The organism is Paraburkholderia yinzeri (assembly GCF_046581065.1).
Taxonomy (GTDB): domain Bacteria; phylum Pseudomonadota; class Gammaproteobacteria; order Burkholderiales; family Burkholderiaceae; genus Paraburkholderia.
Map to the genome: position 1 here is coordinate 550,269 of NZ_JBFOCJ010000002.1, position 23,876 is coordinate 574,144.

Here is a 23,876-nt window from a genome sequence, read left to right on the forward strand (position 1 = left end):
ACTGAGGAGGGCTGCGTGCCGGCTCACGCGGTCAACGAAACCATGCGCGACTGCAGGCGCTGCTGCAACTGGTCGATGACGACGGCGAAGATGATCACGAGACCCTTGATCACCATCTGCCAGAAGTCGCTGATCCCGCACATGACCATGCCGTCGCCGAGAATGCTGATGACGCAGGCGCCCACGACCGAACCGAACACCGTGCCGCGCCCGCCCATCAGCGCTGTGCCGCCCAGCACCACGGCGGCGATCGCGTTCAGCTCGAAGGTCTCGCCGGTCAGCGGGTGAGCGGTCTGCAACTGCGCGGTAATGACAAGGCCGACAATCGCGGCACAGAAGCCCGAAAACATATAGACGAAGAGTTTCACGCGATGCGTGCGGATGCCGGAAAAGCGCGCGGCCTGCTCGTTGCCGCCGATGGCGTAAATGCGCCGGCCAAGCGGCGTCTTGCGCGCGATGAAGATAGTCACCGCCGCCAGCAGCAGCATGATCCACACCGGCGTGGAAAGCCCCAGAATCGTACCATTGCCGATGAACTCGAAGCCCGTGTTGCCGAGCGCCGCATTACCCTCCAGATCGGCATAGGTGCTGCCGTTGTTGACGAGCAGCGCCGCGCCGCGCACCACGTAAAGCATGCCGAGCGTCGCAATGAACGGCGCCACGTTGAGCGCGGTGATCAGATAGCCGTTCACCGCACCGATCAGCGCACCCAGTACGCAGGCAAGCAAGGCGACGCCCCACGGATTGAAGAACACGACGTAATGGCCAACGTGGACGCCCTCCAGCAGCAGATAGCCGGCGGCCATACCGCTGATGCCCACGATGGAGCCAACCGAGAGATCGATCCCGCCCGTGAGGATCACGAGCGTCATGCCGATGGAGAGAATCGCGACGATCGTCACGTGCTTGGCCATGATCAGCAGGTTGCCCGTCGAGAGGAAATTGTCCGCCGTGATCGAGAACACGATGATGATCGCGAAGAGCGCGATGAAAATGCGCAGCTTGAGCAGGTTCACCGCGATGCGCGAAGCCCTGTAGGCGCCTTGCCGGTTGTGCTTCGCGTGAGCCGGGTGCAGCGATGGATTGCTGCTGTTGGGAGTATTCATGGTGTTGACCTCGGTTGCCTCAAACCACGGCGGTATCGGGTGTCGACGCGCGCACGATGCGCTCGCTGTCGAACTGGGAGCGTTCCAGGACGGCCGTGAGCTTCCCGCTGGCCATCACGAAGACACGATTGGAAACGGCCATTGCCTCGTCCAGCTCGGAAGTGGCGTAGATGACGGCAATACCCGATTGCGCGAGCAGGCTGATGGTCTTGTAGACGTCTTCTTTCGCGCCGACGTCGATGCCGCGCGTAGGCTCATCCATCAGGAGTACTTTCGGCGCGGTGAGCAGCGCCTTGCCGATCACCACCTTCTGCATGTTGCCGCCCGATAGCGACGTGATGGGCGCATCGACCGAAGCGGCCTTAATCGCGAGGCGCTTGACGATATCGTTGGCGGCCTCCACCTGCCGCTCGCGCCTGAGTGCGCCCAGCGCGAAGCGGCTTGCGAATTTGCCGAGACTCGAGAGTGTCATGTTTTCGAGTATCGACATGAGCTGCACCATGCCCTGCTTCTGCCGGTCCTCGGGCACGAGCGCGATGCCGGCTTCGATGCGCCCGGGAATCGGCAGGTCTTCAATGGCTTTGCCGGCCAGCTCGATTTCGCCCAGTGCGAGCGGCTGCGCGCCCAGCAGCGATTCGAGCAGTTCGGTGCGCCCGGCGCCCATCAGCCCGTAGATGCCGATCACCTCGCCGGCGCGCACCGAGAAAGACACATGATCGACCGCATAGATGCCGTTCGGCCGCTTGAGCGCGAGGTCCGTCACCTTCAGAACTTCGGCGCCGATCTTGTGCTGCTCGAAAGCGAAGCGCTTCTTCGACGAGCCGACCATGGCTTCGATGATCCACGGAATGTCGATCCGGGCGATATCGTCTTCCGCCACGAGCCGCCCGTTGCGCAGCACCGTGATGCAGTCGCCGATCGCCATGATCTCTTCGAGACGATGCGAGATATAGATCACCGTCACGCCCTCGTCCTTGAGCTGGCGAATGATTTTGAAGAGGATTTCAACCTCGTTGCGCGACAGCGCCGAGGTGGGCTCATCCATGATGAGCACCTTGATGTGCTTCGAGAGCGCCTTCGCGATCTCCACGAGCTGCTGCTGGCCGACATAGAGGTCGCCAAGACGCGTGCGCGGAGGGATAGGAATCTGCAGACGATCGAGCAGCGCCTTGGCCTGCCGGTTCTCGTCCTTGCCGCGTATCACGCCCGCGCGCGTCGGCTCGTTGCCGGCGAAGATGTTCTCCGCCACGCTCATGTCGGGAAAGAGATTCAGTTCCTGGAAAATGATGCCCACGCCGTGCGCTTCGGCGCTGCGCACGTCGCTGATCTGCGCCACGGCGCCGTCGATGCGGATCTCGCCGGAAGTCGCCGTCTCGGCGCCGGCAAGCAGCTTCATCAAGGTGGATTTTCCCGCGCCGTTCTCGCCGATCAGCACGTTGACCTTGCCGCGGCGCACCTTGTAATCCACCTCCACGAGCGCCGCGGTGCCGGGATAGATCTTCGAGAGCCCGCGCGTCTCGATGACGTTCGCGGAGTTCGTCCCCGGGTTGATCCCCGGGTTGATCCCTTGCAATGCGTTCATTTCCAGGCCACCGGTATCGCGCGAATTTCGCCGGAAGGTTCGCTCCAGCCGCTGTAGACGGCCGCCACGTCCACGCTCTCGCCCACCTGGAGCTTGAGCGACTGCTCCGCACGGGCCACCACGAGCTTGTTGAGCGCCTGGCCGAAGGCGGCAAAGCGCGTCTGATCGTCGAAGTCGCTGTATTTCACGCCGGGGAAGCCGTCGCGCACGCCCGTGCCGATCACGACGGGCCCCGTTTCCAGCGCCACGTGTATCGCGTCGCCGCCGCCCGGCGGGCTCACGTCCACATAGGCCTTGCCCACGCGCGAGGCGGTGTCGATGCGCGTGACCTTGCCCTGCACGCGTATCCAGAAGTTGCACGGAAACGCGGCACTCTGGCGAAAGCCGTACTGCTTGCACGCGTCGTCGAAATTCTGGCTGAGCGCGCCGATAACCTGCGCCGCCGGCTTCGCGTTCTTTTCCGCGTAAGGGATCACCTGCTCGCTGAAGATCTTCGCCGGATCGGGGCCGTGATGCTGGCCCTGGCTGCGAATCGCGGCCAGCTCCTGATCGGTCACGACGTGGCAGCCTCCGGCCGAGACGATTTCCAGCAGCACCAGCGCGCCAATCGCCGCGATGAAAACAGAGGAGCGCAAAGCGCTAAGGGATGAAACCATGACGACCTCACTTGAAGACTTCCACGGGCGCGCGGTGCCGGCGGCGCGCCCGTAGCACACCCAAAGACCGTTACTTGGTGTAGTAGAAGTCGTTCACCTTCGAGGCATTGTCCTTCGTGATCAGGATGCCGCGGAACAACTGACGCTCGGGCTCGCCGGTCTTGCCGGTACGAATATAGCGGTCGAGCAGGTCGACGCCATGAATGGCGATCGTCTGCGCCTGCAGCATGACGGTCGCCTTGAGCTTGCCCGCCAGAACCGAATCGCGCTCGTCGTTGCTGCCGTCGATACCCATCACGACCACGTCGCTGCGGCCCGCCGAATCGAGCGAGGCGATGGCGCCGAGCGCGACGGGACCGTTACCGCAGATCACGCCCTTGATATGCGGGTGCTCCTGCAGAATCGAATCCATCGCCTGCTTGCCCGGCAGCAGCGCACCCTTCGCGTCCTGGCGCGCGACCATCTTCAGGTCCGGATACTGGTCCAGCACCTGGTGGAAGGCCTGCGAGCGCGTCACGCAGTTCTTGTCCGCAAGGTTGCAGGTCAGTTCCACGTATTCGCCCTTCTCGCCGATCGTGTCGACAAAGCGCTGCGCAACCTCGGTGCCGGCCTGCAGATTGTTATGGCTGAGCTGTGCGATGGCGATGCCGTCCTTCGGGATCTCGCGGTTGATCAGCACCACCGGCACATGCTTTTCCTGCGCGGTGCGCACCGTGGCAACGCTGCTGTTCGAATCCGCGTTATCCAGGATGATGCCCTTCACGCCCTTGCCGATCACGAGATTGACCAGTTCGTTCTGCTTGTTGACGTCCTCGCCATGCGACAGCACGATGGTGTCGTAGCCAAGCTTCTTCGCTTCCGTGTCCGCCCCCTTCGCTTCCGCGGCGTAGTACGGATTATCGAGCGCGTTCACGAGAATCGCGATCGTGCCTTTACCGGCTGCCAGCGCATCGGCCGGCTGCAGGGCCATCACGAAAGACGCGGCAACCGCTGCCGTGACTGCAAGCTTCTTCCACATGTTTGTCTCCGGGTTCACTTTCTATTTCTTCGATGAAGATGAAACAAACGGCCCCCGCCACCGCGAAGGCCGCACGAGCACAACGAACTCAGCAAATGGTGTAACCGCCGTCGATCATGATGTCGGCGCCGGTGATCATGTCCGCGCCGTTCGAGAGCAGGAACAGAATGGCGGCGGCAATCTCGTCGGTATAGGCGAAGCGGCCCACCGGAATCAGCTTTTTCATGGCTTCGCCCTTCTCGCCTTCCCAGGCCGCCGCACCCATGGGCGTCAGCACGACGGTGGGCGAAACGGTATTGACGGTGATGCCGCGGCCGGCCCACTCTTTCGCGAGAACCTTCGTCATCCCGATCAATCCGGCTTTGGCCGAGGTGTAGGCACAATGCTGGTCGATCGCGACGGTCGCGGCCTGCGAGGCAATATTGACGATCTTGCCGCCGTGCCCGCTCGCGAGCACGTGACGGGCGAAATGCTTCGCGCAGAGAAACGGTCCGGTGAGATTGACGCCAATCTGCTTCTGCCACTCGTCGAAGCCGATCGCCTCGGCCGGCGTGAGCGTAATGCAGCCCGCCGCGTTGACGAGCAGATGCAGATCGCCGAAATGGGCAATGGCCGCCTGCATGGCGCGTTCGACGTCGGCCTCGCTGGCGACGTCGCAGGCAAAAGCCTTCGCGTTCTGCGCCCCCAGTTCTTCGATCGCGGCCTGCACGCGCGGCGCCTCGAAGCTCGGGTAGAAGATGGCGACGCGCACGCCCTTCGCGATCAACGCGGCGTTCGTGGCCATGGCGATGCCGCCAAGGCCGCCGGTCACGACCGCCACCTTGCCGTCCAGCCGAAAATCGAAATCGACGCCGTGACGCAGCGTCATGTCGTACTGAATGCTCATCCTGTCTGTCTCCGTGATAGGGCCTGGTGCGCCTGCCGCCGCGCTTTCAGCGCGCGAGCTGGGCGCGCACGGCCGCTACGATGCCCTCTGCGTCGATGCCGTAGTGGCGGCGAATTCCCTTGCGCGTGCCGTAGCGTGCGAACTCGCCTTCGGTCACGCCCAGCGTGGTCAGGCGGCGGTGGATCTGGCGCCGCGCCATCAGGAGCGCGACCGTCGCGCCCACGCCGCCGTGCAGCGAGTGCTCTTCCACAGTCACCACCGCGTCGTGGCGCTCGACGATCGACGCCAGGGCATCCTGATCGAGCGGGCGCAGCGACGAAAGATTCACGAGCGTCGGATGGATATCGTCCTGCTGCAGTTGCTCGCAAGCGTCGAGCGCTTCGCCCACCACCGACCCGAGCGCGATCACCGCCACGCCGCTGCCCTGAATCAGCACGTCGGGACGGCCCGGCTCGAACCGGTACGTGGCGTCGTGCACGACGGGAAACTTCGCGTTGTCGAGGCGGATGTAGACCGGCCCCTCCATCGCCGCTGCGTAGTCGATCATCTGCACGACTTCCACCTCGTCGCACGGCGCAAAGATCTGCACGTTGCCAAAGCCGCTCATGATCGAAATGTCGTCGATCGCGTGGTGGGTGGAGGCAAGCGGCCCATAGGCCACGCCCGCGTTGAGCCCGAGCATCTTCACGTTGGTGGCGCTGTAGCAAATGTCGTTCTTGACCTGCTCGTTGGCGCGTCCCACAAGAAACGGTGCGGCATTCGCCGTAAAGACGACATGCCCGCCCAGCGCGAGGCCGGCAGCCATGCCGACCATGTTTTGCTCGGCAATGCCAACGTTGATCACGCGCTCCGGGTAGCGGTCGAGGAAAGGCGCGATCTTCGCGGTCGAAGTGGAATCGGCCACCATCACGACAATGTCTTGCCCCTCTTCGGTCAGACGGCTCAACGCGCTCACCGCACCGTCGCGCAGATCCGCGAAGTTACGCATGGTCCAGCTCCTTCAATGCCTGCTTCAGTTGTTCTTCGTCCGGAAACTTGTGGTGCCAGGCGGGAACGTTCTCCATGAACGAGACGCCGCGCCCCTTGACCGTATGGGCGATCACCACCTTGGGCTTTCTATTTTTGTAATCCAGACTTTCTATTAGTTTCCAAATAGCGTCAGAATCGTTTCCATTGACGTCGTGAACTTCGAAACCGAAAGCCCGAAACTTCTCGTCGAGCGGATCGAGATCCATGATGTTGTGCGTGAAGTCCGCCAGTTGCAGACGATTGCGGTCGACGATCGCGACGAGGTTGGCGACCTCGAAGTGCGCCGCCGACATGGCGGCTTCCCAGTTGGAACCCTCTTCGAGCTCGCCGTCGCCCGTCAGCACGAAGACCCGGCCCGGCACGCCTTCGGTGCGCGCCGCATGGCGCTGTTTCGCCATCGCAAGACCGGCCGCGATGGGCAGGCCGTGGCCGAGACCGCCCGTGTTGACCGTCACCCAGCCAGGCAGCTTCTGGCGGACCGGATGACCCGGCAACCGAGAATCGTCCCGCAGATAGGACAGCAACTCGCGCTCCTCGAGCCAGCCCAGTTCCGCGAAACACGAGTAGAGACCGCCCACGCCATGACCCTTGCTGAGAATAAATTCGTCATGCCAGGTGACGGCGCCGTTGCCGTCCCGGTTCGCGTTGACTTCATAGCGCAGCACGTGGAAGTACAGCGCAGCCAGAATGTCCGCCTCGGACATGTCCCCGCCCGTATGGCCGCTCTTCGCCGCCGCGTTCATGACACAGATCTTCTTGCGGATCTCCTGCGCGCGCCGGTGAAGCGCCTCGCCGGACTGCTTGAAGGGATTTTCCATTCCCTGCTCCCGGGCTTCCTGTTTGCTTGAATCGTAGCTTCCTTTTCTTTCTTTAGAAAGTCAAAGAGAAATTAAAAGAAACAGGGAAAATACCAGGGAGCGCCGCCGGGCGTCCGAATCGGGCAAAATACAGCCTGCAATGTCTAATGCCCGCCAACCTTGGCGGTTTGCGGGGAAATGGGAATGGATCAAAGGACCAGAACAGAAAAGATTCTCGAAAGGGTGCAGGCCGCAAGGCTCGTCAAGCTCTCCGAGCTTTCGAACGAATTTGGCGTATCCATGCCGACCATCCGGAAGGACATCGACGAACTGCAACGCCTCGGCCGGGTCGAGCGCGTGCATGGCAATGTGCGCCTGAAGTCCGAGCCTGCCCCAACGGCGCGTCGCCCCTACGACGCCCACATTCTTCCGACCAGCGAGGAAAAGGCGCAGATCGGACGCATGGCGGCCGGCCTCATCGAAAACGGCGACTCCGTCATTCTCGACTGCGGCGCGACCACCACGGAACTCGCGAAGAATCTGCTGGAGCGGCAGAACCTGCGTATCGTGACCAACGCGCTGAACATTGCGATTCTGCTGGGCGCGGAGCCGACCAATCGCGTCATGCTCACAGGGGGCATCTTCAAACCGGAGACGATCGCGGTTTCCGGCGAAAAGGCGTCGACTTTCTTTGAAGGCATGTTCGTCGACAAGCTATTTCTGGCGGCCGGCGGCGTCTCGATCGAGTCCGGCATTTCCTATCCGGACTTCATCGACCTGCACGTCAAGCGCGCGATGATCGATGCGGCAAAGACGGTCTGGCTATTGGCCGATTCGAAGAAGTTCGGCAAGCGGGAGTTTGCGACCTTCGGCGCGATGGACCGGGTCGACTTCCTCGTGACCGACAGGGGATTGAGCGCGGAGCACGCCGCCTGGCTGCAACGCCTCGGCATCGAAATCATTTATGCCGAGGCAGCAGGGAGCTGAGGCGCACGCGGTCTGGGCAGCGTTGCGCCGTACGTCTTGCGGTACGTCTATTTCGCGGCGTTGAGCGCCTGCACGGCGTCCAGCGCGCCGCCCACCATTTCGCGCAGCACGGGCTGCACCTTGTCCGCCAGCGCCGGTGCATAGTCGAACGGCGCGGTCTCGTTCATATAGGCCGACTGGCACATTTCGAGCTGGATGGCATGCACGCCGTCCCGCGGCGCGCCGAAGTGGCGCGTGATGTAGCCGCCCTTGAAGCGCCCGTTCGCCACCCACGTATACGCGCTCGCCGCCGCCGCGTCGACAGCGGCCGCCTGCACGTCCGGAGCCGCCGTGCGCCCGTCCTGCGTGCCGAGGTTCAGGTCCGGCAGCTTGTTCTCGAAGAGCCGCGGCAGCACGCTCGCAATCGAATGCGCTTCCCACAGCAGCACGTTTGCATGCTGCGCGCGCAGGCGCTGCAGTTCCGCGCGCAAGGTGTCGTGATACGGCTGCCAGTACGTCGCCACGCGGCGTTCGCGCTCCGCCGCATCGGGCGCGCAACCCTCGCGATAGATAGGCTCGCCGCGAAAAGTTTCGGTCGGGCACAGCGACGTGGTCGTCTGCCCCGGATAGAGGCTCTCGTCGTTCGGCGGGCGGTTCAGGTCGATCACATAGCGCGACACGCGCGCACCGAGTATCGTCGCGCCCAGTTCCTTCGCGAACGCGTAGAGACGGTCGAGATGCCAGTCGGTATCCGCGACGGTCAGGGCAATATCGGTGTACTGATCACGCAGCGCGTCGGGAATCCGCGTGCCGAGATGGGGAATCGAAATCAGCAGCGGCGCGGTGCCGCGTTCGAGCGTATAGAGGTCGGTCATGGTTCGTCGAAATCGGAAGGGCGGATCGGCTCAGGCGTTGGACAGCAGACGCGCAAGCGCCTTGCGGTAATCCGCATACAGGCGGTCTTCGTGACAGTGGCGACGCTGCTTCACCACGCGTTCGCCGCCCGCGTATACGTCGAGCACGGGCGTCTCGCCATGCTCGCAGAACACGGCCGACGAAAGCCACGTACCGACGGCCTGCTCCGCGAGGTTCGGGTGCTGCGGATCGAGCACGATCCAGTCCGCGCGCGCGCCCTCGACCAGCGCACCCGTGCTGCGCCCCGTGGCACGGGCGCCGCCCGCGAGCGCGCCTGCGAACAGGCGGTCGGCGACCTGCACCGTCTGCGGCGACGCGAGCACGTTGCGCTGGCGCCGCACGAGCCGCTGGCCGTATTCGAGCAGACGCAGTTCGGCGCGCCAGTCCACGCCGATGTGGCTATCGGAGCCGATGCCGAACGCACCGCCCGCGTCGAGATAGTCGTGCGCAGGGAAAATGCCGTCGCCGAGATTGGCCTCGGTCGTGAGGCAGAGCCCCGCAACCGCCCCGCTCTTCGCGAGCGCGCCGGTCTCGGCCGGGTCGACGTGCGTGGCATGCACGAGGCACCAGCGCGCGTTCACGTCGAAGCGCTCCAGCAGCCATGCTACGGGACGCGCGCCCTCGGTCGCGAGGCAAGCTTCCACTTCGGCCGTCTGCTCCGCAATGTGGATATGCACCGGCGCGCCGGGCAGCATGGCGTCGAGCCCTTCCAGCATCGCGCGCAGCGAGGCCTGCGAAACGGCTCGCAGCGAGTGCGGCGCCACGCCATAGCGCAGCGCGCCGTGCTCGGGCCGTGCGGTTCGCAGCGTATCGATGAGCGCGAGCAGTTGCTCAGGCGTATTGATGAAACGCCGCTGGTCGTCGCGCGAAGGCTGCGCGCCGAAGCCGCTGTACTGATAGAGCACAGGCAGCATCGTCATGCCGATGCCGGTCTCGCCCGCCGCATCCACCACGCGCTGCGCCAGCTCCGCGGGGTTGCCGTACCGGCGGCCGTCCTCGGCGTGATGGACGTAATGGAATTCGCAGACGGACGTGTAGCCCGCTTTCAGCATCTCCGCATAGAGCCAGTGCGCGATCGCTCCCAGGTCGTCGGGCGTGATGCGCGCCGCGAAACGGTACATCAGGTCGCGCCAGCTCCAGAAACTGTCGGTGGGGTTCGCGCGATATTCGGTCAGGCCCGCCATCGCACGCTGGAACGCATGCGAATGAAGATTAGGCATGCCAGGCAGCAGCGGACCGGCCGCGTGCGTCACGCCCTCGGGCGCCTGCACGAGATCGGGCGTAACGGCACGCAAGGTGCCCGTTTCGTCCCATTCGAGCAGGACGTTGCGGCGCCAGCCGCCGGGCAGATACGCGTGCGCCGCGAAGAGCGCGCGTGAAGTCGGATTCAGGGTCATGATGGAGTTCATGCGTTCGGACGGCGCTCGAAGACGGTCTCGCCGGCACGCACGACCCGCTCGCACAGCGGGCGTCCGATCCAGTAGGCCAGCTCCGCGAGCGATTGCACGCGCCAGACCGCGAAGTCGGCGGGACGGCCCGCCGCCAGCGTGCCGTGCCGTTCGCTGTCGCCGAATGCGCGCGCCGCGTGTTGCGTTACGCCCAGCAGCACCTCGGGCACGGTCATGCGGAACAGCGTGCTCGCCATGTTCATCATGAGCAGCAGCGAGGTCGTGGGCGACGTGCCCGGGTTGCTGTCGGTCGAGATCGCAATGGGCACCTCATGGCGCCGCAGGAGTTCGAGAGGGGGCAACTGCGTTTCGCGGATGAAGTAGTAGGCGCCCGGCAGCAGCACGGCCACGGTGCCCGCGGCTTTCATGGCGGCTACGCCCGCTTCGTCCAGAAACTCCAGATGGTCGGCGGACAAGGCGCCGCAGCGGGCCGCCAGCGCCGTGCCGCCGCTGTTCGAAAGCTGCTCCGCGTGCATCTTGACGGGCAGGTTGCGCCGCGCCGCGGCCTCGAACACGCGCTCGCTCTGCGCAAGCGAGAAGCCGATGCGCTCGCAGAACACGTCGACGGCGTCGACGAGGCCCTCGTCGGCGAGGGCGGGGAGCATGTGCTCGCAGACTGCGTCGATATAGGCGTCCGCGCGCCCCGCGAACTCCGGCGGCAACGCGTGGGCGCCGAGGAAGGTCGTGCGCACGGTCACGGGATAACGTTCGCCGAGGCGCCGCGCCACGCGCAGCATCTTGCGCTCGGCCGCGAGTTCGAGGCCATAGCCCGACTTGATCTCCACGGCGGTCACGCCTTCCGCCAGCAGCGGTTCGAGGCGCGCGGCCGACTGCGCGAACAGTTCGTCCTCGCTCGCGGCGCGCGTTGCGCGCACGGTCGAAACGATGCCGCCGCCCTGGCGCGCGATCTCCTCGTAGCTCGCGCCCGCGAGCCGCTGCGCGAATTCGTCCGCGCGCTGGCCGCCGTAGACGAGATGAGTGTGGCAATCGACGAGGCCCGGCGTGACCCACGCGCCGCCGAGATCCTCGCGCGGCCACGCGGCATGGTGCGCAGGCACCTGCGCGGCGGTGCCGAGCCAGGCGATCCTGCCGTCCTCGACGGCGATGGCCGCGTCGTCGAGCGTCTCGCGCGGGTCGCCCTGCGCGCACAGCTTGAGGTTGTGCCAGAGAGTCTGTTTCATGGGGTGCTTCGTTGTGTATCGAGTGCGATGGCCAGCACCGCGCCTTCGCCCTGCGTTTCGATGTCGATGGGTTGTACCGCGTCGATGCGCAGCGTGTCACCGGCTGCAAGCGTCACTGGCTCGGCGTTATCGACTCGCGCCTCGACGTGCCCACGCGCGCAGTACAGCAACACTGTCTGCGCCGTGAAGCGATGCTCCGTTGCCGTGCGCCACACGTCGAGCGTGCCGCACGCCGCGCCACGGCGCACCATCAGATTGAAATCGCGCGTGGGCCCGTCCACGAGCCGCGCCTCGATCGCCGCTTCGCCCGCGAAGCGCGCAACGTCCAGCGGTTGCGTAAGCGCATGCGTGCGCGCGGCCGGTCCGGCCTCGTCGAGCAGCATGCCCGCGCCTTCGAGCAGCACCAGCGTGCGGTCCACGTCCTCGAAGCGCGAGAACGGGCCGGCTTGCGCAACGTCGGCCACACTCACGCGCCATGCAAAGGCGTCGAGCCCGGCACCCGCCCCGCCGGCGGGCGCCGAACCGACCACCACCGCGCCGGCAGACGCCGCCGCGATCTCGCGCGTGACGCCGCCGCCGTTCTTCCACGGCGACGCCACCAGGTCCGCACCACGCAGAAGCGCGACGCGCGTGTCACCCTGCAATGCGTGCGCGCCGCTCATCGGCCGAGCATCGGCAGCTTCAGGCCCGCCTCGCGCGCGGTCTGCTGCGCGAGTTCGTAGCCGGCGTCCGCATGGCGCATCACCCCCGTCGCCGGGTCGTTGTGCAGCACCCGGCCCAGACGCTCGTGCGCCGCCGCCGTGCCGTCCGCCACGATCACCACGCCCGAGTGCTGCGAGAAGCCCATGCCCACGCCGCCGCCGTGATGCAGCGACACCCACGACGCGCCCCCCGCCGTGTTCAGCAGTGCGTTGAGCAGCGGCCAGTCGCTCACCGCGTCCGAACCGTCCTTCATCGCTTCCGTCTCGCGATTCGGGCTCGCCACCGAACCCGTGTCGAGGTGATCGCGGCCGATCACGATCGGCGCCTTCAGCTCCCCGTTCTTCACCATCTCGTTGAACGCCTGGCCCAGACGATAGCGGTCCTTCACCCCCACCCAGCAGATCCGCGCCGGCAGCCCCTGGAACGCAATGCGCTCGCGCGCCATGTCCAGCCAGTTATGCAGGTGCGGATCGTCGGGGATCAGCTCCTTCACCTTCGCGTCGGTCTTGTAGATATCCTCAGGATCGCCCGAGAGCGCCACCCAGCGGAACGGCCCCTTGCCCTCGCAGAACAGCGGGCGGATATACGCCGGTACGAAACCCGGGAAGTCGAAGGCGTTTTCGACGCCCATCTCCAGCGCCATCTGGCGGATGTTGTTGCCGTAGTCGAGCGTCGCCGCGCCGCGCGCCTGCAGCGTGAGCATCGCGCGCACCTGCTGGGCCATCGATGCCTTCGCGGCCTGGACGATGCTCTCCGGCGCCACCTTCTGCGCCTCGCGCCACTGTTCGACCGTCCAGCCCTGCGGCAGGTAGCCGTGGATCGGGTCATGCGCGCTGGTCTGGTCCGTCACGCAGTCCGGCACGATGCCGCGCGCCACGATCTCCGCGAACACGTCCGCCGCGTTGCCGAGCAGGCCCACCGAAACCGGCCTGCCGGTCTGCTTCGCTTCCTCGACGATGGCGAGCGCCTCGTCCAGCGTCTTCGCCTTGCGGTCCACGTAGCGCGTCTTCAGGCGGAAGTCGATGCGCGTCTCGTCGCATTCCACCGCGATCATCGAAAAGCCCGCCATGGTCGCCGCGAGCGGCTGTGCGCCGCCCATGCCGCCCAGTCCGCCCGTGAGGATCCAGCGGCCCTTCGGGTTGCCGTTGAAGTGCTGGTTCGCCACCGAGTAGAACGTTTCGTAGGTACCCTGAACGATGCCCTGCGAGCCGATGTAGATCCAGCTGCCCGCCGTCATCTGGCCGTACATCATGAGGCCCTTGCGGTCCAGTTCGTGGAAATGCTCCCACGTGGCCCAGTGCGGCACGAGATTGGAGTTCGCGAGCAGCACGCGCGGCGCGTCCGCGTGCGTGCGGAACACGCCCACCGGCTTGCCCGACTGGATCAGCAGCGTCTCGTCCTCGTTCAGGTCCTTCAGCGACGCGAGAATCTGGTCGAAGCATTCCCAGTTGCGCGCGGCGCGGCCAATGCCGCCGTACACCACGAGCGCGTGCGGATGCTCGGCGACTTCCGGATCGAGATTGTTCTGGATCATCCGGTAGGCCGCCTCGGCCAGCCAGGTCTTGCAGACCTTCTCACTGCCGCGCGGCGCGCGGATCGTGCGGGTGGGATCGAGGCGGGGATCGGCAAATTTCGGATTGTTCATGGCGTCGGTGCGTAACGAGGTGAGTCGGTGCTGAGGGCAACGCCAGCGCGGAATCACACGGCCGCAAGTCTGGTGTTGCAACGTGGACCCAGTCTAACGCCACCAAGTTGTATATACAACTCGTTTATAGAGATTTCTCGTAGGGGATTACCCTGAATGATTTCCCTAAATAGACGAGCGATTACTGACGGGACACGCACGCGTATTCATTGGCATGTTGACTAGTCAACGCAGCCCAAATGAACTCATCAAGTAGAAGCTCGCGCGGCATCTCGTGCGCGCCTGAACAGAAAGCGGCGACGCCCGCCTGCCCAGGCCGGCGCGCCGCTCGAAGCGGGAAAGAACGGATGCGGGCCCGGAGAACCCAAAGGACCCGAAGGACTCAGACGGTCCCGGCGAGATGAAAGCGCGACGACGGATGCCACAGCCGCACCGAGGTCGCCACATGCGGGCCCACCCAGGTGCGCCGGATCAGCAGCAGGCAAGGCTCGCCAATCTCCATTTCGAGGTACTGTCGCACGCGCGCCTCGGGCTTCTGCGCGTAGATGCGGAACTCGGCGCGCTGCACGGGCGCGACGCGCACCATGTAGTGCGTCGGCGTCTCCTGCATGAAGTCCTGCTGGAGATACAGCGGAAACACCGCCGGATTCACGTAACGGTCCTCGTACTGGATCGGCTCGCCCTCTTCGCTGTGTACGATGCGCGAATGGAATACCGGCCCCGATTCGACTTCGAGGGCGGCGAGCGCCTGCGGATCGTCGCTCTCCTCCAGCGAGAGGATGCGCGCCGTATGGTGGTGGCCGCGTGCGGCGATCTCGTCGGCGATATTGCGGATCTGCAGCACCGTCGATTCGTACTGCCGCGGCGCCACGTACGTGCCCGATCCGCGCACCCGGTTCAGCACGCCTTCGGCCATCAACTCGCGCAGCGCCCGCGAGACCGTCATGCGCGCCACGCCGAATTCCTTGACCATCTCCGTTTCCGAGGGCACGACGTCCCCCGGGCGCCAGGCGCCCTTTTCGATCTGCTCGAGGACGTAACGCTTGATCTGTTCGTAGGCGGGCAACGCGGTGCTGCGGGCCAGTTTGTTTTGCATGGGTTCGTTCTGGGCAAAGGCAAATGAGGGCAGATGAGCGGCCGACCGGATCCAGCCGGCCCTCATTTTACCGTCGCCGCGCGGCCGTGCCTCCCCGTACCGTTCCGGATGGCCCGCCCCGGCTCACTTCGGCTGCGCGACGTAGCGCAGGTAGGGCTTCAACGTTCTGAACCCTTGCGGATACTTCGCTTTCGCGGCCTCGTCCGAAACCGAGGGCGGGATGATCACTTCGTCGCCCGGCTTCCAGTTCACCGGCGTCGCGACCGTGTGCTGCGCATTCATCTGCAATGCGTCGAGCAGGCGCAATACTTCGTCGAAATTGCGTCCCGCGCTCATCGGATAGACGAGCATGGCCTTGACCTTCTTGTCGGGTCCGACGATGAACACCGAACGCACGGTGGCATTGTCGGCCGCGGTGCGGGGACCGCCGCCGCTCGCGCTCGGGTGAATCATGTCGTAGAGCTTCGCGACCGTGAGATCGGCGTCGCCGATGAGCGGATAGTTGATGGCCGCGCCCTGGGTTTCCTCGATATCTTTGACCCAGTTGCGGTGATCGCTCACCGGATCGATGCTTAGCCCGATGATGCGCGTGTTGCGGCGGTCGAATTCGGGCTTCAGGCGCGCCATATAGCCAAGCTCCGTGGTGCACACGGGCGTGAAGTCCTTCGGGTGGGAAAACAGAATGGCCCAGTGATCGCCAATCCATTCGTGAAAGCGGATCGTGCCTTCGGTCGTTTCCGCCGTGAAATCGGGTGCGTCTTCACCTAGACGAATCGTCATATCAAGCCTCCAGTTGGGCATTGAGGGCGCGAGGCGCGCCTCGCGCAAGCGTGCCTTGCTGTTGCATTGTAGACATCGCGCGCCGGGTTACAGGCATTACAGGCGGCATTACAAGCTATAGGCCGCCCTGCTATCGTTTGTCCCGGGCGCCGCGTTCGGAGCTGAAAACGTTATGAAACATCGTTCTGCGAAACGACTCGGGAGAGTGAGCGGGCTCACAGGTCTCGCGCCGCCTCTCGCCCCCTCCGCGGATTTCCGGTTCAGCGCCGACGGCCGCGATTTTCTGCTGCGCGGCGAGCCATTCCAGATCCGCAGCGGCGAACTACATCCCGCGCGCATTCCACGCGCCTACTGGGCGCACCGCATTCGTATGGCCAAAGCAATGGGCATGAACACCATCGCCCTGTACGTGATGTGGAATTACCACGAGGCACAGCCCGGTGTCTTCGACTTCGCGAGCGAGAACCGCGACATCGAAGCATTCATCCGCCTGTGCCGGCAGGAAGAACTTTGGGTGCTGCTGCGCCCAGGGCCGTACGTGTGCGCCGAATGGGACCTGGGCGGCCTGCCGCCGTGGCTGCTGGCCATCCCCGATATCCGGCTGCGCTCGGCAGATCCGCGCTACTTGCAGGCCGTCTCGCGCTACCTCGCCGAACTCGCGCGTCGCGTCACGCCGCTCTTGATCGCGAATGGCGGTCCGATCCTGATGATCCAGATCGAGAACGAATTTGGCTCGTATGCGCACAACCCGACGTATCTCGAAGCGCTCTGCGCGCTATGGCGGCAAAACGGCATCGGCGGCCCGTTCTACACCGAGGACGGGCTCATGCAACTGCAGCAGAACCGCTCGAACGTGTCCGGCGGCGCGATTGCGCTCAGCAACGGCAACGCGGAACAGATCGCACAGGCGCGCAAGGCGTATGCCGGCGTGCCCGTCATGGCCGGCGAGGTTTACCCGGGCTGGCTCACGCACTGGGGCGAGCCGGCGCTGCAGGGAACGGCCGTCGATCTTTGCGCGACGCTGCACGCCTTCATGCGGGAGCAACTCTCGTTCAATCTCTACGTCATCCACGGCGGCACGAACTTCGGGTTCCATGCCGGCGCGAACGTGGATCCGCAAACGCGGGATTACCAGCCCGACATCACGAGCTACGACTACGCAGCGCCGATCAGCGAGCAAGGCGTGGCGACCGCGAAGTTCCATGCGTACCGGCACATCATCGCGTCGTATCTGCCGTCCACACCGCCCACACAGCCGCTGCCCACCGTTCCCGCGCCGATCCCCACCTTCTCGCGCAGCGGTGCCGATGCCCTGCGTCCCGCTCCCTGGGCCTCGCTGTGGGACAACCTGCCCGCGCCGCTCGCGCTCGAACCCGGCAACGCTGCGCTGCCGTTCGAGCACTACGGCCTTTCGTATGGATTCGTGCTCTACCGGAAGCGGCTCGATCATGACGACGGCGGCGTGCTGTCGATCGATGCGGTCCATGACTACGCAACGGTATTCATAGGCGGACGCTATGTGGGCGCGCTCTCGCGCGCTCGCGTGCAGGAGGCATTCGCGCGCGAGCTGGGACTGGTTCACGGCGCAACGCTCGCCTTGCCGCCCGCGGAGCCCGATACGAACGGCAGCGTGCTGCTCGAAATCCTCGTGGAAGGCATGGGCCGCGTGAACTACGGCCCCGAACTGGCGGACCGCAAAGGCCTGATTGGCGAAGTCGCGCTACACGATCGCGCGGGCAGGCGCCGCGTTCTGACCGGCTGGGACGTCACGCTGCTGCCGATGGATCGCGATTACGTCGCGCAGTTGCCGGCTGCCGCCACGACGCAACGCAACGCGGCAAAGCCAGGACGGTTCTATCGGGCAACGCTGCAACTGGACGGGAACGCGCCCGCCGACACCTACCTCGACATGCAGCACTGGACCAAGGGGCTCGTCTGGGTCAACGGGCATGCGCTCGGGCGCTACTGGCGCGTCGGTCCGCAGCAGCGCCTCTTTTGCCCGGCCCCGTGGCTCGTGGCGGGCGAGAACGCCATCACGATCTTCGATCTACACCAGCTCGAACCGATGCCGGTTGCACTCGAACGTACGTTGAACTGAATGTCGCTTCAGCCCGTGGAGGCCCGCGCCTGTAGCTCCAGTACCAGCACTTCGAACGGCGCGAGCCGCACGGCCTGCGGACGGTCGGCGTCGAGCTGCGCAGGCAGGTCGCCCGCGTGCGAGCCCCACGGATCGCGCACCGCGAATTGGCTCGGCGCGCACGCCGGCAAGGCCAGCTCGCGCCGCAGATCGAGAACGAAGGTCTGCGCGCGCTCGTGCGGATTGCGCAGCGCGACGATGGCAGCCGTCTCCGTCCACGCAGCCCAGCCGTAGACTTCAAGCGCATCGGGCGCGCCGCCCACCCAGTGAGTGTCGCGCAGGACCCGCGCCCGCGAGCGCGACCAGCGCGCCGCGGCCGCGAGCACGTCCCAGTCGTCGGCATCGAGCAGTGCGGGCGTGATATAGAGCTCCTGCAATTGCGTCCCGCTCGCGAAATACGAGCGCACTTCATGGCGGAACGCCTCCCCCTCGCGCCGGTTCAGCCGCGCATTCCTCTGCGCGAAGATCACGCCGTGCAGCATCAGCGAGTTCAGCGGAAAAAGCGGACTTGCGCGCACGACGTTATGCCAGGTCTGGGCATCGCGATACGTGATCCAGCGCTCGCGCGCGTTGCCTGCGCCGGCTTCGCCATTGTCGGCACCGCCGCGCCAGACCGAATCGACGTGGCGCAACCAGAACGGCGACGGCACCGTGCCGGTCGAGAGATTGACGAACGTGGCGGGCCGCACCGCGCGAATCGCATCGATCAGGTGAATCGCCGCGTCCCAGTCGCTGTCGAAGGCACTGTCCGGTACGACGCAATCGGCGTTGCCCGTGCCGTCGAACTTGAAGTGGTTCACGCCCTGCCTCTCCAGCAGGTCCATGACGACCTCGCAAAAGCGCCGGTAATAGCGCGGACCTGAGAGCGCGAAGCCGTTCCCGACCGTTTCGTAGCCGAGCGCGCGACCGTGCGCGACGCGTGTCTCGCGCGGCTCGCAATAGCCGCCCCACGGCGAGAGCCAGACGCCCGGCGCCGCGCCGAAACGCGCGGCCGCATCGCGCAGCGGCACGAAGCCCTCGGGAAACGCCGCGCTGAAGCGCCAGTCGCCGCCAAGATCGTCCCAGCCGTCGTCGAAGAGAAACGAATCGATTTGCACGCCACGGCGCTCATGGAGTTCGCGGCCCACGGCCGCGATGCGATCGAGCGCCTCCCCCTGCGTATAGGGCGTGAGATAGCCGATGTCGTACCAGGAGTTGTAGTGCAGGAAGGGGGCATACGGCCGGGCACGCGTGGCTTCGAGGTAGCGTGCGAAATCGCGCCGCAACTGCCCTGCGCGCGCCACGCCCACGACGGCTGAAAGTACGATGTGCTTGCCGCGCGACAGCGGCAATGCGCGCCTCAGCGTGAAGCGCGTGCCCGCGTCGGCAGTCTCTGCCTGCGCAAGCGGGCTTTCGATGCCCAGATAGAGATCGCCCACGACAACCGGCACGCCCGCATGAACGCCGCACACGCGCGCCTGCGGCGCTTCGGCGTGCAGCATCGTCACGGCCGCCAGAGACGCGTCGCTCGCAAGGGCCGTGATTTCGAGGCTCATGCGCAGCCAGGCTTCGCCGTCGCGCTGTTCCGCATGCCACCCGATCTGCAGGCGACGCGTAGCATCGACGAGCGTCGCGCTCACGCGCAAGCCCGGCTTGCGCGCTTCCAACCGCGTGGCACCCGCATCTGCCGCCAGTGGCACCGCGCGATAGCCGTCGAGCAGATCGAGATCGGCGAAGCCGACCGTGGCACCGTCGGCAAACGTCAACTGGAACGCCGCGACGAGCGGCACGGTACGCCCATGGGCACGATCGATCAGCGCGAACGCGCCGGCGCGTCCGTTCTCGACTCGCCAGGTCAACGCCACGGCGGCGTTGCCGAACGCCAGGCCCTCGCCGTTCTGATCGAATCCAGCCGCCCCGGGCTCCACCAGCGCCGCTTCGTCTTTCGTCAGCATGAACTCGACCTCCCGATCGAAGCGCGACGCGAGCTTACGAACATACATCGCGCCGGCGCCGTCAGGAAGCGTCGGCCACATGTCTTTCACAATGCTTTCGTTTTCATCGCACAGGAAACCGCAGCCAACCTCCCGGCTCATTGCGTTACGATCTTGACATCCTTCAGGCAGGCGACGAACATTGCGCGGTTCGATTAACGAAACGATGTTCTAATTTCGAACATTCGATAAAAAAGCAGGCCGTCTTCCCCCCGCGAAGGCACGACATGAACCGCTGCGCCGTGGCCAACCCGTCGCCGCACGCGACCAGAACACAAGCATGAAACGAGACAGCTATTCCACCCCCAACACGCCGTCCACCGGCGGCCGCGGCATCGTCGCCGCCCTCGTCTACCTCTTCGAGCGGGTCATGCCCGACCCGTTCGTGCTATCGGTCGGCCTCACGCTGCTCGTCGCGCTGCTGGCGCTCGCCGTCGCACCGCACGGCAACGTGCCGACGCTGCTCGACGCCTGGTACACCGGCACCTTCGGCATCCTCGGTTTCGCACTGCAGATGATCCTGATCCTCGCCACGGGCTACGCGATCGCCAACGCGCCTGTCGTGCAGCGCGGTCTGCGCGCGCTTGCGTCCCGGGCCCAGACTCCCGCGCGCGCCGCGCTGCTGGTGTTTCCGGTGGTCGCCGTGGCGGCATGGCTCAACTGGGGGCTCGGCCTGATCGTGGGCGCGCTGCTCTCGCGCGAGATCGCGCGGCGCGTACATGTGGATTTCGCGTGGCTCGTCGCCGGCAGCTACTCGGCCTGGTCGATCTGCAACAGCGGCCTGTCCAGCTCGATCGCGCTCTCCCAGGCCTCGCACGGCAATGCGCTCAATCTCGTCGAGAAAGCGACGGGCCAGGTCGTGCCGCTTTCCGCCACGATCTTCGCGCCGTTCGTGTTCATCCCCACCGTGCTCGTGGTGGTCGTGATGACGTTCATCTTCATCCGCATGCATCCGCAGGCGGACCAGGTCGTCTCGTTCCAGCAGACGGCCGAAGCCGAAAGCGATGCGGGCAACGACGACCCGCACGCGAAAAGCGGCAACACGCCCTCGCTCGCGACGCGCCTCGAACAATCGATGCTCGGCACGCTCGTTCTGCTCGTGCTCGGCGTGGGCTATCTCGTGATGGAGTGGAGCGAAAAAGGCTTCGATCTCGACATCAACACAACGATCCTGATCTTCCTGCTGATCGGCCTCGCGCTGCAGCGCACACCGATCGCCTACGCGAACGCCATTCGCGGCGCGGCGCGGCAGACCGGCTCGATGCTGCTGCAGTACCCGGTCTATGGCGGCATCATGGGCATCATGAAGGGCACGGGACTCGCCTCGATGATCGCCAAAGCGTTCGTCACCATCGCTACACCGCTCTCGCTGCCGCTGTGGAGCTATCTGAGTTCGCTCATCATCACGCTGCTCGTGCCGAGCGCGGGGGGCCACTGGGCCGTGCAGGGACCGTTCGTGCTGCCGGCCGCGCTGAGCCTGCATGCCTCCGTGCCGCGCACGGCGATGGCCGTCGCGATGGCCGAGAACGTCTCGAACATGCTGCAGCCGTTCTGGGCCGTGCCCATCGTCGCCATCGCGGGCATCCGCATTCAGCGCGTGATGGGCTACACGGCTGTCACGTTTGCCGTGTCGCTCGTGATCTACGCGGCCGCGCTCTGGCTCGTGCCCTGATCGAGCCCCGAAGCCGGGCTCGTGCTGCGGTGCAACCACGGCGGGCCTGCCTGGCTGAAACAGCAGTGAAACGGCAGGCCGCCCGGCAAGCTACCGCTCCCCGGTAGTCATTCGGCCTCCCTGGCAATTCGCCGCGCATGACACGGGCTCCGCGGCGCGCCCGTTCCTGGTGTCAGTCCTGATTGGCGCGCACACGCGAGCCAGGCGACGCTATTCCTGCCACCCGCGTTTGCGCCGCCATTCGGGGGGCGGAATTTTTGCGCGCGACGTGGTATCGTTCAATCGTCGGAGTCGAACGTTCTGGCTTGCCCGTCCATCGACCGCTGTTACTTTCGCGAGCGTCGCCATGAGTGATGTACGCCAATACCTGAGTCCGCGCGACCGCGTGGAACTGCTCTGCTGGCTCACCTGCGGGAGCCTCGGAGCGTACTACCTCAACGAAGCCTGGCCGAATGCGGCTTTCCACGTCCAGGCTGCGCACAAGTGGCTGGACCGCCACAGCCGCGAAGCCGACTGGCTCGCCATCGCGAAGCTCACCGCGCTCGCGCAGGGCATTGCGCAGCAACACGCGTGGTTCGTCGACGCCGCCTGGGCGCGCGACGCCGTCGAAGAAATTCTCGATACCGACGACCTCAATTACCAGGCCAAGCTCGTCCTCCAGGTGCTGGCCGACTGCGAGCGCGCGCTGGCCGACCGGCGCCCCGCCGATTAAGCGGTGACTGCGTCCTGATCGCGCGCGCCAGGCGAAAACCGGCTGGGGAAAGGGCACGAGCAGACACAGCCAGGTCCCAGCACGCCCAGCCGCGATCGTTCCCTGCTATGACTGTGCCGCGCTCGCGGCAGCCGGAGCCGCCGGCCCCGGCTGGCCCGTATTGGCCTTTGCATCGACGGCCGGCGTCCAGCCGTAACCCAGCGCCTTGTACAAGGCGACAATCTGCGCGAGTTCCTGATCCTGCAGCGCCGATTGCTGAAGCTGCGCGGTAAAGAGACTGCGTTCGGCATCGAGCACTTCCAGATAGCTCGTGTACCCGCCCTCGAACAGATCGCGCGATAGCGACGTGTAGTCCGAAAGCGCAGCCACCTCGCGCGTGGTCGCCTGCAGTTGTTCGCGCGTCTGGGTAATGCCCACCAGCGCATTCTCGACGTCGGCAAATGCCTGCTGGATGGTCTGCTGATAACTGAGCAGCGCCTCCTGGTGCACCGCTTCGGCTTCATGCACCGAACCCCAGATCGCACCGCCCTCGAAGATCGGCTGCGTAATCGAGCCCGCGAACGACCACACCCGCGCCGGCCCCGTCCACAGCCCCGTAAGCGCCGTGCTGGCCGCACCAAAAAGACCCGTGAGCGAGATATCCGGGAAGTATTGCGCGCGCGCCGCGCCTATCGATGCATTCGCCGCGATGAGCGTCTGCTCGGCCTGCAGGACGTCAGGCCGCCGCTCGAGCAACGACGAAGGCAGTCCCGCCGGAATCGCCGGCGCCGTAAGCTCCGTGATCGGCTTGCCGCGCGGAATCGGGGCCGGATTCTGCCCGAGCAGGAGCGAGATCGCGTCTTCCTGCTGCGAAATCTGCTGCTGGATCGAATGGACCGAAGCCAGCGCCGATTCGTATTCCGAACGCGCCTGGCTCAGTTGCAGCTTCGACACCACGCCGCCGCCGAAGCGCTCCTCGAAAAGATGCACAGCGTCGTCGCGGCTCTTGAGTGTCTCCTGCGCAATGAGGAGCTGATTGTCGTAGTCGCGCAGTTGCAGGTAGGCCGTGGCGACGTTCGCGATCAATGCGATGCGCGTGGCCTCCTGCGCGGCCTGGGTGCCCAGATAGTTCGCGCGCGCCGCTTCGGTCAAACGCCTGAGACGTCCGAACAGATCGAGTTCCCACGACACCGTGCCTTCCAGTTGCACCTGATTGCCGACCACCGGCGGATAGCCCGGCGCCAGCACGCCACGGCTGCGCGAGGCGCCGAAATTCGCGCCCACCTGCGGGAAGAGCCCCGCACGCGTGACGACATAGCTTCCGTAGTACTCCTCCACGCGCGCCGCCGCGATGCCCAGATCCTGGTTCTGTGCGAGCGCCTTCACGATGAGATCGTCGAGCACGGGATCGTTGAACTGTTTCCACCAGTCGAGGGAGGTATCCACGACTTCGGCATTGGACGCGGCAAACCGGAACGTGGACGGCGTATCGACGCTCGGACGATGATAGTCGGGCCCCACGGTACAGGCCGCGAGCCACGCACAGCAAGCGGTCAGAACGAGCGGACCGACGCTTCGGGTGATGGCGGGCTTCAT

At 65.4% G+C, this 23,876-nt stretch carries 20 protein-coding genes; 4 read left to right on the top strand and 16 right to left on the bottom strand.

Translation table 11 applies throughout. The features are described 5' to 3' along the window. Positions 1-23: 23 nt before the first annotated feature. From WJ542_RS19655 to WJ542_RS19685, 7 genes are all read right to left on the bottom strand, one after another. The gene (locus WJ542_RS19655) at positions 24-1,106 is read right to left on the bottom strand and encodes an ABC transporter permease (RefSeq protein WP_411191109.1); all 1,083 of its coding nucleotides are present in this window, start codon (positions 1,104-1,106) and stop codon (positions 24-26) included. A 19-nt stretch (positions 1,107-1,125) separates the two neighbouring features. Next, a complete protein-coding gene (locus WJ542_RS19660; protein WP_411191110.1) occupies positions 1,126-2,688 on the bottom strand; it encodes a sugar ABC transporter ATP-binding protein in 1,563 nt (520 codons plus the stop codon). Next, complete coding sequence (locus tag WJ542_RS19665; RefSeq protein WP_411191112.1) at positions 2,685-3,344, bottom strand: DUF2291 family protein; 660 nt, start codon at positions 3,342-3,344, stop codon at positions 2,685-2,687. The genes WJ542_RS19660 and WJ542_RS19665 overlap by 4 nt, the downstream gene beginning before the upstream one ends. Before the next feature lie 70 nt (positions 3,345-3,414). Continuing rightward, positions 3,415-4,362: a D-ribose ABC transporter substrate-binding protein gene (locus WJ542_RS19670; protein ID WP_411191113.1), complete on the bottom strand. Its 948-nt coding sequence runs from the start codon at positions 4,360-4,362 to the stop codon at positions 3,415-3,417. 88 nt (positions 4,363-4,450) lie between these two features. Then, positions 4,451-5,248 (bottom strand): GolD/DthD family dehydrogenase, encoded by a 798-nt coding sequence (locus tag WJ542_RS19675; protein ID WP_411191114.1) that lies wholly within the window; start codon positions 5,246-5,248, stop codon positions 4,451-4,453. A gap of 46 nt (positions 5,249-5,294) precedes the next feature. Next, entirely contained in the window at positions 5,295-6,236 is a 942-nt protein-coding gene (locus WJ542_RS19680; protein WP_411191115.1) for a transketolase family protein, read from the bottom strand. Next, positions 6,229-7,020 carry a transketolase gene (locus WJ542_RS19685; protein ID WP_411191116.1) on the bottom strand — a complete coding sequence of 264 codons (792 nt, stop codon included), beginning with the start codon at positions 7,018-7,020 and terminating at the stop codon, positions 6,229-6,231. Before WJ542_RS19685 ends, WJ542_RS19680 begins: the two co-directional genes overlap by 8 nt. A gap of 258 nt (positions 7,021-7,278) precedes the next feature. Here WJ542_RS19685 and WJ542_RS19690 point away from each other — a divergent pair, with 258 nt between their 5' ends. Next, positions 7,279-8,061, top strand: coding sequence for a DeoR/GlpR family DNA-binding transcription regulator (locus tag WJ542_RS19690; protein ID WP_411191118.1), 783 nt, complete (start codon positions 7,279-7,281; stop codon positions 8,059-8,061). Positions 8,062-8,108: 47 nt separating this feature from the next. Here WJ542_RS19690 and hutG read toward each other — a convergent pair whose 3' ends face one another. From hutG to WJ542_RS19725, 7 genes are all read right to left on the bottom strand, one after another. Next, positions 8,109-8,915 carry an N-formylglutamate deformylase gene (hutG, locus tag WJ542_RS19695; RefSeq protein ID WP_411191119.1) on the bottom strand — a complete coding sequence of 269 codons (807 nt, stop codon included), beginning with the start codon at positions 8,913-8,915 and terminating at the stop codon, positions 8,109-8,111. A 30-nt stretch (positions 8,916-8,945) separates the two neighbouring features. After that, a complete protein-coding gene (locus WJ542_RS19700) occupies positions 8,946-10,352 on the bottom strand; it encodes a formimidoylglutamate deiminase (protein WP_411191120.1) in 1,407 nt (468 codons plus the stop codon). Positions 10,353-10,360: 8 nt separating this feature from the next. After that, complete coding sequence (gene hutI, locus WJ542_RS19705; protein WP_411191121.1) at positions 10,361-11,584, bottom strand: imidazolonepropionase; 1,224 nt, start codon at positions 11,582-11,584, stop codon at positions 10,361-10,363. Then, complete coding sequence (locus tag WJ542_RS19710; RefSeq protein WP_411191122.1) at positions 11,581-12,246, bottom strand: HutD/Ves family protein; 666 nt, start codon at positions 12,244-12,246, stop codon at positions 11,581-11,583. The genes hutI and WJ542_RS19710 overlap by 4 nt, the downstream gene beginning before the upstream one ends. After that, the gene (gene hutU / locus WJ542_RS19715; protein WP_411191123.1) at positions 12,243-13,931 is read right to left on the bottom strand and encodes a urocanate hydratase; all 1,689 of its coding nucleotides are present in this window, start codon (positions 13,929-13,931) and stop codon (positions 12,243-12,245) included. The genes WJ542_RS19710 and hutU overlap by 4 nt, the downstream gene beginning before the upstream one ends. A 382-nt stretch (positions 13,932-14,313) precedes the next feature. Next, positions 14,314-15,027 carry a histidine utilization transcriptional repressor HutC gene (hutC, locus tag WJ542_RS19720; protein WP_411191124.1) on the bottom strand — a complete coding sequence of 238 codons (714 nt, stop codon included), beginning with the start codon at positions 15,025-15,027 and terminating at the stop codon, positions 14,314-14,316. A gap of 123 nt (positions 15,028-15,150) precedes the next feature. Then, positions 15,151-15,807, bottom strand: coding sequence for a peroxiredoxin (locus WJ542_RS19725; protein WP_411191125.1), 657 nt, complete (start codon positions 15,805-15,807; stop codon positions 15,151-15,153). A gap of 172 nt (positions 15,808-15,979) precedes the next feature. On the opposite strand from WJ542_RS19725, the gene WJ542_RS19730 reads away from it, so the two are divergent. After that, a complete protein-coding gene (locus WJ542_RS19730; protein ID WP_411191127.1) occupies positions 15,980-17,905 on the top strand; it encodes a beta-galactosidase in 1,926 nt (641 codons plus the stop codon). A gap of 8 nt (positions 17,906-17,913) precedes the next feature. Here the strand turns inward: WJ542_RS19730 and WJ542_RS19735 are convergent, their stop codons facing one another. Further along, positions 17,914-19,926 carry an enterotoxin gene (locus tag WJ542_RS19735; RefSeq protein ID WP_411191128.1) on the bottom strand — a complete coding sequence of 671 codons (2,013 nt, stop codon included), beginning with the start codon at positions 19,924-19,926 and terminating at the stop codon, positions 17,914-17,916. A gap of 271 nt (positions 19,927-20,197) precedes the next feature. Here WJ542_RS19735 and WJ542_RS19740 point away from each other — a divergent pair, with 271 nt between their 5' ends. Both WJ542_RS19740 and WJ542_RS19745 read left to right on the top strand, forming a co-directional pair. Further along, positions 20,198-21,589, top strand: a complete 1,392-nt coding sequence (locus tag WJ542_RS19740) for a TIGR00366 family protein (RefSeq protein ID WP_411191129.1) — start codon at positions 20,198-20,200, stop codon at positions 21,587-21,589. 346 nt (positions 21,590-21,935) lie between these two features. Then, a complete protein-coding gene (locus tag WJ542_RS19745) occupies positions 21,936-22,301 on the top strand; it encodes a hypothetical protein (protein WP_411191130.1) in 366 nt (121 codons plus the stop codon). Between the two features lie 105 nt (positions 22,302-22,406). Here the strand turns inward: WJ542_RS19745 and WJ542_RS19750 are convergent, their stop codons facing one another. Further along, positions 22,407-23,876, bottom strand: a complete 1,470-nt coding sequence (locus WJ542_RS19750; RefSeq protein ID WP_411191131.1) for an efflux transporter outer membrane subunit — start codon at positions 23,874-23,876, stop codon at positions 22,407-22,409.